Source organism: Spirosoma endbachense, from assembly GCF_010233585.1.
GTDB classification, from domain to species: Bacteria; Bacteroidota; Bacteroidia; order Cytophagales; family Spirosomataceae; genus Spirosoma; species Spirosoma endbachense.
In genome coordinates, this window is the sequence record NZ_CP045997.1 from 8,790,803 (window position 1) to 8,805,937 (window position 15,135).

The following is a 15,135-nucleotide window of genomic DNA, read 5'->3' on the forward strand; positions in this document are numbered from 1 at the left end:
ATAAACCGCTACAAAATATGCTATTTTCCCAAGCCATTGTAGGATCTTAGCTTATTTAAGGGATTGATCAGGAGCATCCACTAAAATCTGTACCGGCCCCAGTATGCCCGCTTCCAGAAGCGGTTTTCCCTGTAATCGGAAAGGCGCTGTGGTGCGGGTGATGCGCCTGGATTCGGGCCGCAACTGATCGCCGATCAGGCGATTGGCCCAGGTGTTGCTAACGTCGATGGTTAGCCTGTTTTCGCCGGTTTTGAGTACGTGCGTGATCTCAACCCGATACGGAGCCGTCCATGCGACACCACAGGAAACACCGTTTAGTTTGACATCGGCGATGTTGGCAATTTTGCCTAAATCGAGCCAGATACGCTGTTTAGAAGACGTTGATGGAGGAGACCAGTTAACGACTTTCGAATACGTTGCCGTCCCGGAATAATACCGGATAGCAGAGTCAGCCAATTGGCTCCAGTCGGTGAGTTGAGCGAAAGTCTGGGGTTGTTTTGGGCCGCCATATGCCGTATCAAACTGCACTTGCCACGAACCTTCCAGCGTTTTTACTGGCCGAAAATCGGTCCAGTTCTTACCCGAACAGGCAGCTTGTTGAGCTGGTTTTCGAAAGAGTACGAACAGCGATGCGTTGGGTTCTAACCGTACCGATAATTGCGTTCGCCCCTGTTGATTGCGCCACTGTTTCGCTTCGGTTAGCTCATCCGTAACGGCGTTGTAAAGCTCTGGTATTTTCCCCATTTGTCGAAACGAAACCGTGATGTCGCGTTGTCGGTCCTCCTGATTGGCAATGAAATAAAAATCCATCTGCCCATCGGTTCGATGTGTCCAGGCAATATCGCGGGCGTACTCGCCGGTCGTTTCGGTGAAATCCATATCCCGTGAAAGGCCAAGCTTTTCAAAGGAACCAACCGGAAAAGGTGTTTGAATAACCCTACCTTTCCCAAGTCGCTTCATCCGAAAGGAGCTCTTCCCGTCAGATACCTGGTCAAATGACCCGCCCCACAGCTGATCGGTCAACGCAGTAATTTGTTTATCAGCGCCTTTACCCGCCGAGAAAATAGGTTTTTCACCAACGAGTACCGTAGCACCCTCAGTCACCAGTTTGAGAAACCTGCCGGCCGTTTCGGGAGTCATGAACCGATTATTCAAGTTTAGCGGGTGCTTATCCGGCAGCACAAGCAACGCATAGGCCGCGCCCGGTGCAAATGATACGCTACCTCCCTGCACAGTCGCCAGCGTGTTCAGCGCATCGGGGCTGAACGAATCATAGGCATACCCTCGTAAGGGGTCCACCCAATTTTCAGGATCGGCCATATTCGCTGAATGCGTTACGCCTGCTGGTTTCTGCCGTAAGGGTTCGCCGATATTGGCCAATCGCTTTGCTTCTTTTTCAACGACTTCTTTTCCGAAAATACCGGGCAGGGTCGAAACCAGCCGATCCGGTAGAACGGCCCGTCGGGGAATGTCTTCGCCCGTAAAAACGGCAATATCCGCTACTGGTTTCCCGATTTGCAGGAGGGTCTGACATCGACGGGCATAATCGACCCAGGCGCGGGCTGACTTCCACCAGGTCTGATCCCGTTGAAAATAAAGTCCAACACCGTCGAGTGTCATGCCAGGTTTGCGGTCGAGCCAGGGGTTATGAGTGAAAACGTGGTAAACTAACTTGTTTATTCCCAACGCGTAGTTACGATCCTGAAGCGTTTTCAACATACCCGGATGCTCGTCCCAGGCCATCCGAACGGTGGTAAATCCTTCGGCCTGTACGATATTTTTCCCATAGATATGAGCCGCCGACACCGCATCGAGCATGTCGTTCGGTTTGTCGTGCGTTGGGCTGTTCAGCCAGAATTCACCCATCGGCACATCGACCCGTTTGTAATGCGCCAGTCCATCGCTGGTCATGGTTGGGGCTACGCTCTCGGCAGTGAACGTAACTCCTTTTTCATGAGCCAAATCCGCCAGTGTTTTATAAAATACATCGACAATTAGATCGGCCACCGTCCGGCGAATATCATATAACACCTGTTCCGACACCTCAACGCTCTCGATGGGAATACCCGCCATAACCGGCAGATAAGGTGTTAATTCATAGCCCCGCCGTTTTTTGAATTCGCGGGCAAAGTTGGCTGACCAGTTCTGGCTACCACACTCCCAACTGTCTACATGGAAGACTTTCAGAACGTTTTTGCTCAGGTCAGGACCCATTTGCCGCTGCGCTTCGCCAAACCAGCTTGTAAACTGAAGGGTAATTGCTTCAGGATTAAACTTATCGCACTCCAGTCCTTTACCCGCCCCGGCCGTAGCATTCGTGTGTCCCGTAGAGGTATGACCGATGCGCATGATGGTCCAGGAGCCAGCGGGCGCATCCCAGTTCAGGTGGCCGTCTGCCGTTAGTTTGTCGGTCAGATTGATCACGTTGTTGAGGGGTATGGCTAACCTGTCAATGTCCTGATTTGCCAAATTCGCGGGGCCACCCTGCTTAGGGACGTTCATCGCAGGCATTGCTCGCTGGCCAACCCGCCAAACAACTGCCGACTTCCCTTCAAACTGATTAATTCGGGGTTCATCGGAGAGTTCCAGACCGACGAGTTTCAGCCCCGGTTTCCACTTGGCGGCATCCAGATCTTCAGCTCCCGGTTCTGAACCGGCTTTATCGTACACAAATCGGAAATAGCGGGCAGTGGTCGGTGTGATGGCATGGGTTACGTCGGCATCGGTATCCTGCCAGCCATGACGCGGTGGTTCAAGGCGAGGTATTGGCCTAAACAGTTTGCCATCATTGCTGACCTCGATCTGTAACCGCTGCGCCTGGTAGTTATTCCCACCCGTTCGGATGAGGATCGAACGGCCCGTAAATGGCTGATCATACGCATATTGAATCCAGCAGGCAGTGTCACTTTTAAAGCTTTCCTTACTGGCTCGGTCAATCAAAAACTGCGGATTTACACCGGGCTTGCTCGATGTTATTTTAGGTTGTGGGCTTCCGTTCGGGCCATCGGTCGACCCCTTGAACGATGGAAAAGCCAGTACGGTAATGTCTTTGTAATAGCCTTCATTAGCCGGTGGTTGGGGGAGCTTAACCGAAACGGGTTGATTGCCCCGAACCTGCATCGATGAATACACTACTTTCTGCATCGACAAAGCGGGCGTTATCCAGGGGCCGCCAGCCAGCGCAAAGCCATCGCTCACGTGCATGCCCATCTCCAGTCCAAGCCGTTTAGCCTCCTGCATCGTAAACCGCACCATGTCCCACCAGCGCGGGCTAAGTTGCGCGGTAGCGGGCGTATACAGGGGCGGGTCTGTAACACCCTTTATAGGCATAAGGTAAGCGCCACCGATACCAGCCTCTTTCATCGCTTCCAGATCGGCCGTGATGCCCTCTTTCGAAACGCCACCCTGCATCCAGTACCAGAACACCCACGGTTTGGCATCAGCCGACTGTTTAGCCAGAGGAACGATTTTTGCCAATCCACCCGACGACTGCGCCAATGATTTTTCACCAGCCAGCCATAGTGAAAGTGGAATCAGGAAAGCAAAAAATCGTAAGCAATAGTTAGCGTTTATCATGCCCAAACCGGAGTGTGCAGGTTATGTATCGCGGAGCGACGAGTTATAGGGAGACCTCAAACTTATTTACTAATCAGCTCAACAACAGCACTTTGCAAACCTTCGGCAGTAGCTTTCAGGCTAATCGTACCGGTATTGTCGGTTGTCTGAATAATGGCCAGGCATTTTCCATTATACGCCTTTCGATAATTGGCTTTAAACGGCTCAAGGCTAGCCTGATAGCCATTATCGACTCCTGCCAGCGTTCCGGAGCCTTTCAAACCAAACGTGATCAAATGATTGGCATCGGGTACCAGATTACCCTGTTCATCGAGCACATTTACCGTTACAAAAGACAGATCCTTTCCATCGGCTTTCAGCGTGTTTCTATCAGCGATCAGTTGAATTTTAGCGGGCTTCCCTGCCGTCGAAACGGTACGGGTAAGTACTGATTTACCTCCCTTTCGAGACACTATCCTGAGCGTACCGGGTTCGTAACTGACGCGCCACATGACGTGCAGATCATCACCATTTTTCCGGCGGATTCCCAGCGATTTATCGTTCAGAAACAGCTCAACTTCATCGGCCTGGCTGTAATAGGCCCAGACATCGACGGTTTCACCTTTGGGCCAGTTCCAGTGGGGGAACAGATGCAGCACGGGCTTGTCTGTCCACTCGGACTGATACAGATAATACACATCTTTCGGGAAACCAGCCAGATCGAGAATGCCAAAATACGAGCTTCGGGCAGGCCACGGATAAGGATGGGGTTCACCGAGATAGTCGAAACCCGTCCAGATGAACAGCCCTGCCATATGCGGGTATTTCCTGATAACTTTCCAGGTCTGTTCGTGCGTTGAACCCCAATAAGCCGCTTCGTTATCATAGGCCGAAGCGGTCCAGTCGGGGTTGCCATCCCTGAATTTGGCAGGCCCACCCTTTCCCCACATACGCACCGAGTCAGAAGGCATGTCATAATGCCCGCGTGTTTGCAGCGACGAGCCTGTTTCGGAGGCAATCACAGACTGATTCGGGAACGTTTTTGGGAAATCGCCGTAAGCTTCGTGTTTATAATTGAAACCTAAAATATCCAGCGCACCTGACCGATAAATGAAGTTTTTCTCCGGGATATTCTCGGTAAGTGCCGAGGTAACAGGCCGGGTTGAATCCAGCTTTTTAACGATATCGGCTAACTCTTTCGTGATCGTAATGCCCGTTGAGTCAAACTGTTCGCGAATCTCATTACCAATGCTCCACATAAAAATGGATGGATGATTTCGGTCGCGACGGACCATGTCTTCGAGGTCGGTTTTGTGCCAGGCATCCCAGTTGAGGCCGTAATCCTGCTTCGACTTCTTTTTTTTCCACATGTCGAACGCTTCATCCATCACGAGGAAGCCCATCTCATCACACAAGTCCAGAAACTCGGGTGCGGGAGGGTTGTGGGCTGTTCGGATCGCGTTACAACCCATTGCCTTCAGCAGTTCAAGCTGACGCTGCATAGCCCGTCGGTTTACGGCAGCGCCTAAAGCGCCTAAATCGTGGTGCAGACAAACTCCCAGAATCTTCATCGGCTGCCCATTCAACGAAAATCCAGTGGCAGAGTCGAACTTAAAATACCGAATACCGAATGGCGTTTCGTAAGTGTCTTCCAGACGGTTCTGGCTGTAAATCCGGGTTATAATTTTATAGAGGTAGGGTTTTTCAATCGACCAAAGTATTGGGTTCTGAAGATCGAATTGCTGAGCTATCGTAGTCAGCGTATCCGTTAATTGGACCGACGATGACGTTTGTGTGGCTACTTTATTTCCGGCCGCATCCAGGACCGTACTGATCACATCGACCGTTTCCGGTTTTCCGTCGGAGCGCCGACCGTCCTTTACCCGCCCCAGCGGATTCTGGATGCTTATCTGGGCTAAAACCTGCGCTTTCTGGCTCGTTACGGTTGGGGTTGTCACGAAGGTTCCCCATTGGGCGACCGCCATTTTTGACGTCGTTACTAACCGTACATTCCGATAAATACCCGAACCCGTATACCAGCGTGAATTGGGCTGGGCCGCATTATCGACTCGTACGGCAATGCTATTTTTTTCACTTCCGAACTTCAGATGCTTCGTAAGTTCATACCGAAACGAACTATACCCGTACGGCCGAATGCCCAGCCGGTGGCCGTTAATCCAGACTTCGCTGTTTCGGTAAACACCGTCGAATTCAATAAAAACACGTTTGGTTTTTGATGAAACCGGGATCAGAAAGGCTTTGCGATACCAGCCAATTCCGGTAGGCAGGGCTCCTTCCTGGGTTGTGCTCAGGTGTTGTTCACTAAACTGTCCTTCAATGCTCCAGTCGTGCGGCAGATTGAGCGTTCGCCAGTCGGCATCAGCAAAATCGGGGGCCTTCGCGGTTGGTTCATCGCCCGGAAAAAACTTCCAGCTGTGGTTAAAATCAACTGCTGTTCGGGGCTCATTCTGCGCGAAAATGGGCGAGGTTACTAAGGCCAGCAACAAGCTGATATAGGTATATGCATTCCTCATTGCTTCTTGCTGATGGCGACAAAATTCTTCTTACTTTTTCCTAAATCGGCCGACGTAGCCACTGCAATACCCCGTTGATCCTGCTTATTAACAGCACAATAGAAGTGATAAACGACGCCTTTATGCTTGACAACGAACGACTTATGAGCATACAGTTCATCATAAGGCTCTGACGGTTCGATCAGGTTTTCGCCTGTCCAGTCGGTCCAGCTGACCAGATCGGTTGATGCGGCAAATCGGTTGAAGGCTCCTTTCCGATCCTGCCAAAAAGCCCCAAAATAGAACATCACCCAGGTGTCGCCTAGTTTCTGAATGACGGCGTCGCCTGTAATGCCGACCGGATGTTGCAGAATCGGCTCGTTTCCAAAACGTTTCCAGTTCAGCATATCGTCCGAAACAGCCATACCAATTCGCTCGAACCAACGCGTTTTATTCACGCCCGTCGTATCGCCATTGGCGTTGTAGTACATCACAAAGGGATGACCGGTTCGTTTTTTCGGATCGTGGATGACTGAACTTTTATAAAGCTTTCGGTTTTCCCACCAGCGGGTATCAGCGTCTTTAGCGGTTAGAACAGGCGTTGGTTTACGTTGCCATTCGTGCACGTTTGTGGGGTTCTGATCCGTATAAGCAATCCCAATTGACAAATCACCGGCTTCGTATCCGCGAGCGGCCCCGCCGATATACGACATCCAGTACTTATTCTGATATTTTTTCAGTTCATAACTCCCACCCCACTGAAAATCCTGCAAAGCATTATAGCCTGCTTTCTGATTGCCATCCCACTGTGTTGTATCAGAGAAGGACATTATTCGGCCCTGCGTTTCCCAGTGCAATAAATCATTGCTATTGGCCAGCCAGGTTTCGTAGCCCCGGCCGCCATAGATGATGTAGGTCATGTACCATTTTTTGCCTTTTCGAAAAACCGTCGGGCAGTCCAGCTTCTGCGAGTTATCAGCCGGTGTTATGACTAAACCATACTTGAAAGGCGTTTTCACTTCCTCATAAATCTGCTTCATCTGCGCGTCAGAAACACGGACGGATTGAGCAAATAGGGGTAAAACCAGAAGACAAAAGAGTACAATTCGAACGATCGGGGAAATCATTACACGGATTAATTAATGCATCTGGAAACATTGAGTGCAAATCTATCCGCGATAAAGCCTATACCTATCTATTATTTTTCCTAAAGTTTGTATGATGTTAGCGTGAGCCAATTATCGCGTATCGATGGCCGAAGCAGCTTCCCGATCTCAGCTTCCTGAAGATTTCGCCGGAAGCAGGATAATATAGAAAATTTAGTCCTGTACCGTAAATCGATACGTTCCAGAGCCAACCAGAATCCTGGCTCTATCCTTCTCAAAACCAAGCACTTTTATTTCTTTGCGCTTACCGACTGGCTGCCCTCCTTCGGTGATCGGGCTGCTTATCGACGCAGGCAGGTAGATCTCCGACGACGTATTCGGTGGAATCTGAACGGTTAAGTCAAAGCGGGTTCCTACCTTTTTCCAATCACTCGAAATCAGGCCGTAAGGTGAATCGTAGGAAGCTTTTGCCTGCATAACATCGCCAACGGGTTGCGGGTAAATGACGCTGTTCCGGAACGCAATTGACGTGTCGGCCTGCTTGATTCCCGCCAGACCGGCATAAAGCCACTCAAGCAAATGCCCCAGCATGAAATGATTGTTCGACACCGATGGCAACGCCTGCCACGATTCGGTCAGGGCGGTTGCTCCTTTAGCCAACTGGTAGCCATAACCCGGCACATCGGAGCGGCTATTCATATCAAAAATCACATCCGACCGTCCGGCATCTTCCAACGCCCGAAGCAGATACCGATACCCAATATCACCGGCTGTCAGGCTGTTGTTCCGGCTCCGAATATCCTGAACGATGTTTTCGACAACGGCTTCCCGGTATTGCGGTTCTACCAAATTCAGGTAGAGGGCCATTGCATTGGCGGTCTGGCTATTGGTTGCGTACTGCTTTGTCTGGTGGTTGAAAAACGCCTGATTAAAAGCGACTTTGACTTCACCAGCGAGTTTATCGTACTGCAAGGCATCATCAGACTTGTTTAGCATCCGGGCAATTTTTGCCAGAATGGTCAGGTCATAGTAATACATTGCCGTACCCGTAACGCCCATCGGCGTCAACTGCGATACGCCCGGCGGTTTCGGACCCAGATCATACCAATCGCCCAGCCCCTGAGCCAGGATATGGCTCTTCGCTTTCGTCCCCAGATAGGCAATGTAACGCTGCATCATGGTGTAACTAGCGGCCAGTTCGTCTTTCTCGCCATACCACTGATACAGATACCAGGGCACAATAATCGCACTGCTCCCCCACTCGGGCGAATCACGAAAGATGCCTCCTCCCCAGTCAAATTTCACATATTCCGGCGCAATCTCAGGAACCAGTCCCGCATCGGCAGATTGATTGTCGAGTTGCGAGTCTTTCATATCCTGAATTACTTTTTTGAGCAGACTGGCTATATCGTACTGGTAGCGAACAGAGCCGCCCATCAAGTGCAACTCCTCCAGCCAGCCCAGCTTCTCGCGGTGCGGACAGTCGGTGAACACACTCGCCATGTTGCTTTTGATTCCCCAGTCGATGAGTGTACTCGCTTTATTGAACAGTTCATTCGAGCACGAAAACTGGCCAGCGCTTGCAGCCGCATTGCGCGTGTGTAAGCCCTTAAGATCAATGACCTGTGGCTTTTGGACTGGATTTTGCTCACCCTGAGGCACCCCACCTTTTAGCTGCAAATAGCGGAAGCCATAATACGTGAACCGGGGTTGCCAGGTTTCGGCTCTCCCTCCCTTCAGAACGTATTCAAAATAAAACGGACTTCCTGACGCCTTCTGATTGACCGATCCATCAGCTTTCAGCAATTCTGCCGGGTAAATCCGGATTGTATCGCCCTGCTTTCCGTTGACAGTCAGGCTAATTATCCCCGACGCATTTTGCCCTAAATCATAAACCCAGTCACCGGAATCGAGTCGTTTTTTGCTGATTGGCGCAAACGTATCGAACACCTTCAGCGGTTCCTGCATTTGTGACGTTAAAACGGGCGGTCCATCGACTATCAATGCATTTTTCCAGGATTTGTCCGTAAAAGCCGGGCCATCCCAACCCGGTTGTTCGCGGGTAGCGTTGTAATTTTCACCCCCGTAAATGCTCGAAAACGTAATTGGGGAAGGGGCCGTTTTCCAGGATGCGTCACTGACAACGTTATCCGTTGAGCCGTCTGTATAGGTGATAAACAACCGGCAAATCATCTTCGGATAGCCAAACATGACTTTCAATTTGCGGTATCGCTCCTTAACGGGTGGCACGTAATAAAATCCATTACCCAGCATGACACCGATGACATTTTCACCCGACTTTAGCTTATCGGTCAAATCGAAGGTGACGTACTGGGCCTGTTTGTCATATTTTGTCCAGCCGGGGTCCAGAAAATGGTCACCTATTTTTTGCCCATTCAGGTGGGCATCGAATTGCCCCAGGCCCGATATAAACAAGGTAGCCTTTCGCACCGATTTTGTGATCGTCAGGCTCTTTCGCACTAAAGGCAACACATTCCCGCCCTGCACCTTATCTTTCTTCCCATCGGTCGGCAGCGTATTGACCAATGAATCGGGTAGTTTTTCGTAGCCAATCCAGGCGGCACCTTTCCAGTCGACTTTGGTCAATAAGCCCATTTGCCAGGACGCTACCGGGCTCCAGGGCGACTCGGTATCTTTTGTATCCCAGACTTTAATTTTCCAGTAGTAGAACTTGGTTGGCTCCAGTACTTTACCCTGATAGCTGACCTGAATAGAGGCATCGGAATTAACCCTGCCCGAATTCCAGATGTTCCCTTTGTTCTGACCAAGCGCTTCCGGCGAATCGGCAACCAGAATCTGATAGGCTTTCTGAAGCGTATTACGCTGCTGAGCAACCAGCTGCCAGCTCAACGCAGGCTTCGCGGTCTGTACACCAAGTGGATTGGAACGGTATTCACAACGCAGGTTCGTAACTGTCAGCGCCTGCGAAAATCCCGTTGCCGAAATGAGTAGAAAGAAAAGAATGTAACGGTATCTCGTATTCATCTGAGCCAGGAACCAGGTTTCGGTTAAGGCAGGCCTTTCGGTTAGAGCCGTGCACGGTTACTAATGATGTTCCTAAAAACCGTGCACGGCTCTAACCGAAGGGCCTGCCTTAACCGAGTCAATCTTGTTATACTTTTCCCTGTAACTTCCCCATTGCCTCGAATTTCCGGGAAGTGGATGTTTCCTCTTTTGCCGATGATCTGGATGCGTTTCGCCAGCCGCTGTACAACAGATTGGTATCCAGCACGGGCTTTGGGAAGAAAAGGCTGGCAATGTAACCGACACCAATAACGATCAGGTGGCTATAGACACCAAGCATCAGTTTGTGGTGAGTGAAATTGTAGGCACCCATGTCGAGCAACAGCTTTTTGTTATCACCGTATCCGATTTTGGTCGACGTCAGAAACGCATAGGCCGTAAACAGAATACAGATTACGATGGCAATATTTACCCCTTCTTTATTGGCTCGGGCGCTGAAAATACCCAGCAGAAAAATACCGACGATCCCGCCCGAAAAAATAGCGTATAAGGTGAATACGATTCCTAAAACCCCTTCATTACCCGCCTGCAGGTAGATGGCTCCAATAAGAATGGCAATGACACCAGAAAAAACGACAATCAGCTTGCTGACGGTCAGGTATTCTTTATCGGTTCTTGCCGGGCGCGCTTTTTTATAGAAATCCTCTAATCCAACAGCGGCCAGCGAATTCAGATCGGCACTCAGACTACAGATAGCCGCCGAGATCATGGCTGCCAGAATAAACCCAACAACGCCCGTCGGGAAGCGGGTCATGATGAAATACGGGAAAACCGCATCCGGCCGCAATGTTGGCGGTAAAGGTTGTTGTTTGTAATAGACAAACAGGGCCGTACCAATAAACATGAATAGTGCCCATACCGGCACCGTTAGCGAGATGCCCAGAATTGAGGCTTTGATAGCTGCTTTATCCGTTTTGGCGGTCAGATAACGCTGCACAACGGTCTGGTCGGTACCATATTTCTGAATGGCGTAGAAGGCACCATTGATGACCATCACGATGAACGTAAGTTTGGTAAAATCCAGATCGTAAGGGCCAAATCCGGTGCGACCATTGACTGAAGCAATATCCAGAATCTCCGGCAGGCCACCCTTAACCGAAAAAATGATGACCGTAACGCAAAGAATACCACTGGCAAACAGCATGAATCCCTGAAAAACATCTAACCAGATAACGGCTTCAATACCCCCTAACAGGTTGACCGTGATGATGATCGCCCCAACGACAACAATGATGTAGAATGTTTCAACACCGGTCATGTTGGTCAAGGCTACCGCCAGTAGGAAAAAAACAGTTCCCATGGACGAAAATTGCCGGAGAACGAACGCGATTGAGCTGTAATAGCGGGCAAAACGGCCAAAGCGTTTTTCAAAATATTCGTAGGTACTCAGGCCAATTACTTTCCGGTAGAGAGGGACAATAAACCAGATCGTTCCCAACAAAACAATAGGTACCATTAAGCCCTGTACCAGCAAGATCCAGTTCGACGAATAGCCTTCACTGGGGTATCCTAAAAAGGTAACGCTGCTGATTAATGTCGCCAGCAATGACATGCCGATGGCCCAGGCAGGAACCCGACCTTTAGCGGCAAAATATAATTCTGTGGTTTGCTGTTTTCGGGCATACCGCAACCCAAAATACAGGTTGATGAATAAAACCGTACCAATTATCAGATAATCGAGTACGCTCAGGGTTGGGTTTGGCATTAGGTTTAGAAATTAATCAACATGTCCATAAGTCCGCTGGCCATCGATAGCTTCCCGGTTTTACAGTGATATGCAAGCTGTCTTTTTCAATAGCATCGCTCCTGACCACACCGGGGGCCAACTCCTGAACCGGAACCAGCCGCGTGACACCAATGGCCCGAAGCACAGCCGAAGCGGTTGACCCTCCTTCAATAATCAGCTCATCGGTTTTTGTTTGTGCCAGCACCCGGCTCACAGCCTTGGCCATTACCGTTCGCAGGTGAATAGCCGCCCGCTTATTGTCATCAATCAAACCTGGCTCAATAGCGATAATGACCTGACTGTGGTGCTGAAAACACCCGACGATTTCGGCCACCCAACCAGCCAGATCGGACTCATTAAATCGGGAAATGTGCGTCAGTGCATTCGGCATATAACTGACGGCCTGACCAGCATCGGCCGCTTTCTTTACCAGCGCAACCCGCTCACCAAATGCGCTTCCACATACATAAAGCCTGTTTTCACCCAATTTCGCAGGCTCTTGTCTCCCTGATTCTGGCAGTTGCAATGAATCGAGTATGGCTGTAAAAAATCCGGAACCTCCCCCAATCATGGTTTCGGTATCGACCCGTTTTACCCATGCCCGTAAATCGTCCGTTGTTGCGACTTCACCGATAACAATTCCCTGCTTCGGCAACGCTGTGGTATGCGGCTGCACGGTTAGTTGGGCAACATTAACGCTGAGCCGTCTCAATACATCCGAATCGGTTATCGGAAATTCCGGATCTTCAGAAAAATGCGTCTGGTCAATCGGTTGGCCATTTACATAATACGTACCGTTGATCAATGTTCTGCCCAGCGCCGGATTAGCCGGAACGATCAGGGCTTTTTCTACCCCAAAAACTGCCAGCTGTGCCTGTGTTTCGGCAATAACATACCCTCGCAACACCGAATCGACTTTCTTGAAAATCAATTGCGGCTTCATCGGAAGTAACGCTTTGCTGGAACAGGTCATTTCCTGCACAGCGTCCGGCTCCGAAACCGACCGGGCATCGGTAGCGATTACCAGCAAATCGGCGGTAGATTGTGGATTGACCGACATGGCAATTTCGACACGAAGCCCATACGTCAGACCAATGCCTCCAAGCTCAGCGGCTCCCGTTAAATCGTCTGCAATAACCGCGATCATTTTTTAATTATCGGATGATTGAGTTGTTCTTGCCTATGCAATCAACAACTCAATCATTCAATCATGCATTCAATAGTTCTTTATTTTTCGCTAATTGGACTGCCGACTCAATCGCCAATACCATCGCGTCGGCGCTGGCAACCCCTTTGCCCGCTATTTCAAAAGCCGTTCCGTGGTCGACAGACGTACGAATGATTGGCAGGCCCATAGTAATGTTCACGCCCTTCACACTATCCATCTGTTTCTTTTCAGCATTCCATTTAAAACCGGTCAGCTTAAATGGAATGTGGCCCTGATCGTGATACATGGCAACAATTCCTCCATAATAACCCGTCGCTGCTTTCGCAAAGAGCGTGTCGGCCGGTACTGGTCCTTCAACGTCGAAACCCCGTCGTTTAGCCTCTTCAACCGCAGGCAGGATTTCCTGATCATCTTCGGTTCCGAACAAACCGGAATCGCCTGCGTGCGGATTCAGGCCCGCTACGCCAATTTTCAGATTGGTTTCTCCCAGAGAAATCAAGCCATTATGCAGCAGTTCAATTACTTCCAGAATCCGGTCTTTCTTGACCAGATCGCAGGCCTGCCGAAGCGACACATGCGTCGATACATGAATGACCTTCATCTGATCTTCAACCAGCAACATACCATACTTTTTGGTATTGGTATAATGGGCGTAGATTTCGGTGTGTCCTGCGAAATGATGACCCGCTTCGTTAATCGATTTCTTGTTGATCGGGCCGGTCACCGTAGCGTCAATCTCATCGGCCAGGGCCAGTTCGATCACCGTTTTTACGGCTGCAAAAGCGGCTTCTCCGGCCATTGCCGAAATTTCACCAAACTTTAACTGATCAATGTCTACATTGTTGAGGTCATACACATCAATTGTACCCAGTTGATAGTGTGCGTCCCGAACTGATCTGACCGGCCTGATCACTGCGTTCAGATTCAGCCGGGCAACAATATCGGCAAAAACATGCGCATCGCCCACCAGAATAGGCTTGCACAGTTCGTAGATGGCCGGATTGAGCAGTGCTTTAACCGCTATTTCGGGGCCAATGCTTGCCGGATCACCCATCGTGATGCCAACAATTGGTTTATCATCTTTATACATCATCTGCTCGCTTACAGTTGTATTTCTTCTTTTTCGACCAGTTCGGCCAGGGTCGTTTTCAGTTCGGTGGCTTCGCGCTCAGAAAGCGATTGCAGGGGAGGCATCATTGTTGGATCACAAAGACCATATTCCTGCATCAACACTTTCAGTGCCCATAATGATTCGCCCAGTGTCCGACCCGATTGGTACAACTGGCCAAATACATCCGATTGATTTTGATACCCATAGGCTTTATCGGCGTCGCCAGCCCGAACCGCCTTCATCATATCCCGGTAGATACCCGGAAACAGATTGCCGGTGCTGGGAACCAGCCCATCGGAACCATACAAAAGTGCCTGCGCCGACTTTGCTGCCCATCCCATAAAATGGCTGAAATCAGCCCGATTTGCCCATAAAGACAGTGATTCGTTCAGTCGTTCACTGCTTCGCTCCGAGTCCTTCGTACCGACAATATTGGGGTGGTAACTTAATTCGTCAATCACCGCCAGCGGAATCGACATGTGGGTGGTTGCAAAGATGTTATAGATGATCAGCGGTCCGTTCAACTGATTAGCCAGTTGCTCGAAATACCGCTTCATCTGACTTTCTGAGAGGCTGTAGTAGGAAGGGAGTGTAGCCGCAACCGCATCGATACCCGAGTCAAAACAGTAGTTCGCAAAATCGATCGTTTCTTCCAGACAGTTTGACGAAATACCGGCGTATACCATCATATCGGCTGATTTTAGCTGTACTACCGCCCGCACATAATCCTTTTTTATCGGTGTAGGCAGCGAAGCAGACTCTCCTGTTGTTCCTAAAATAAACGGCATAGCCTCATTCGCCTGAAGATTGCTCACTATCTTCTCAACCGCCGGCCTATCCAATTGGTATGCTTCGGTCAGGGGCGTAACAAGCGGAACAACAACACCCTGATACTTCTTTTTTAGGTTCAT

The 15,135-nt window shown here is 50.0% G+C and carries 8 protein-coding genes; all 8 read right to left on the reverse strand.

Annotated elements, in window-relative coordinates:
* Positions 1 to 51: 51 nt before the first annotated feature.
* Positions 52 to 3,576 (reverse strand): glycosyl hydrolase, encoded by a 3,525-nt coding sequence (locus GJR95_RS35510; RefSeq protein ID WP_162390369.1) that lies wholly within the window; start codon positions 3,574 to 3,576, stop codon positions 52 to 54.
* A gap of 62 nt (positions 3,577 to 3,638) precedes the next feature.
* Positions 3,639 to 6,089 (reverse strand): beta-galactosidase GalB, encoded by a 2,451-nt coding sequence (gene galB / locus GJR95_RS35515; protein WP_162390370.1) that lies wholly within the window; start codon positions 6,087 to 6,089, stop codon positions 3,639 to 3,641.
* Positions 6,086 to 7,195 (reverse strand): glycoside hydrolase family protein, encoded by a 1,110-nt coding sequence (locus tag GJR95_RS35520; RefSeq protein ID WP_162390371.1) that lies wholly within the window; start codon positions 7,193 to 7,195, stop codon positions 6,086 to 6,088. The genes galB and GJR95_RS35520 overlap by 4 nt, the downstream gene beginning before the upstream one ends.
* A 192-nt stretch (positions 7,196 to 7,387) precedes the next feature.
* Complete coding sequence (locus GJR95_RS35525) at positions 7,388 to 10,180, reverse strand: family 78 glycoside hydrolase catalytic domain (RefSeq protein ID WP_162390372.1); 2,793 nt, start codon at positions 10,178 to 10,180, stop codon at positions 7,388 to 7,390.
* A 127-nt stretch (positions 10,181 to 10,307) separates the two neighbouring features.
* Positions 10,308 to 11,924 (reverse strand): sodium:solute symporter, encoded by a 1,617-nt coding sequence (locus tag GJR95_RS35530; RefSeq protein WP_162390373.1) that lies wholly within the window; start codon positions 11,922 to 11,924, stop codon positions 10,308 to 10,310.
* A gap of 16 nt (positions 11,925 to 11,940) precedes the next feature.
* Positions 11,941 to 13,092 carry a four-carbon acid sugar kinase family protein gene (locus GJR95_RS35535; protein ID WP_162390374.1) on the reverse strand — a complete coding sequence of 384 codons (1,152 nt, stop codon included), beginning with the start codon at positions 13,090 to 13,092 and terminating at the stop codon, positions 11,941 to 11,943.
* Between the two features lie 61 nt (positions 13,093 to 13,153).
* Positions 13,154 to 14,206, reverse strand: coding sequence for a 4-hydroxythreonine-4-phosphate dehydrogenase PdxA (pdxA, locus tag GJR95_RS35540; protein WP_162390375.1), 1,053 nt, complete (start codon positions 14,204 to 14,206; stop codon positions 13,154 to 13,156).
* Between the two features lie 8 nt (positions 14,207 to 14,214).
* A complete protein-coding gene (locus GJR95_RS35545) occupies positions 14,215 to 15,135 on the reverse strand; it encodes a dihydrodipicolinate synthase family protein (protein ID WP_162390376.1) in 921 nt (306 codons plus the stop codon).

Excerpts from the sequence above, each read along its gene's own strand:
- GJR95_RS35510 (WP_162390369.1), bottom strand. The coding sequence starts at position 3,576 with ATGATAAACGCTAACTATTGCTTACGATTTTTTGCTTTCCTGATTCCA.
- galB (WP_162390370.1), bottom strand. The coding sequence starts at position 6,089 with ATGAGGAATGCATATACCTATATCAGCTTGTTGCTGGCCTTAGTAACC.
- GJR95_RS35520 (WP_162390371.1), bottom strand. The coding sequence starts at position 7,195 with ATGATTTCCCCGATCGTTCGAATTGTACTCTTTTGTCTTCTGGTTTTA.
- GJR95_RS35525 (WP_162390372.1), bottom strand. The coding sequence starts at position 10,180 with ATGAATACGAGATACCGTTACATTCTTTTCTTTCTACTCATTTCGGCA.
- GJR95_RS35530 (WP_162390373.1), bottom strand. The coding sequence starts at position 11,924 with ATGCCAAACCCAACCCTGAGCGTACTCGATTATCTGATAATTGGTACG.
- GJR95_RS35535 (WP_162390374.1), bottom strand. The coding sequence starts at position 13,092 with ATGATCGCGGTTATTGCAGACGATTTAACGGGAGCCGCTGAGCTTGGA.
- pdxA (WP_162390375.1), bottom strand. The coding sequence starts at position 14,206 with ATGATGTATAAAGATGATAAACCAATTGTTGGCATCACGATGGGTGAT.
- GJR95_RS35545 (WP_162390376.1), bottom strand. The coding sequence starts at position 15,135 with ATGAACCTAAAAAAGAAGTATCAGGGTGTTGTTGTTCCGCTTGTTACG.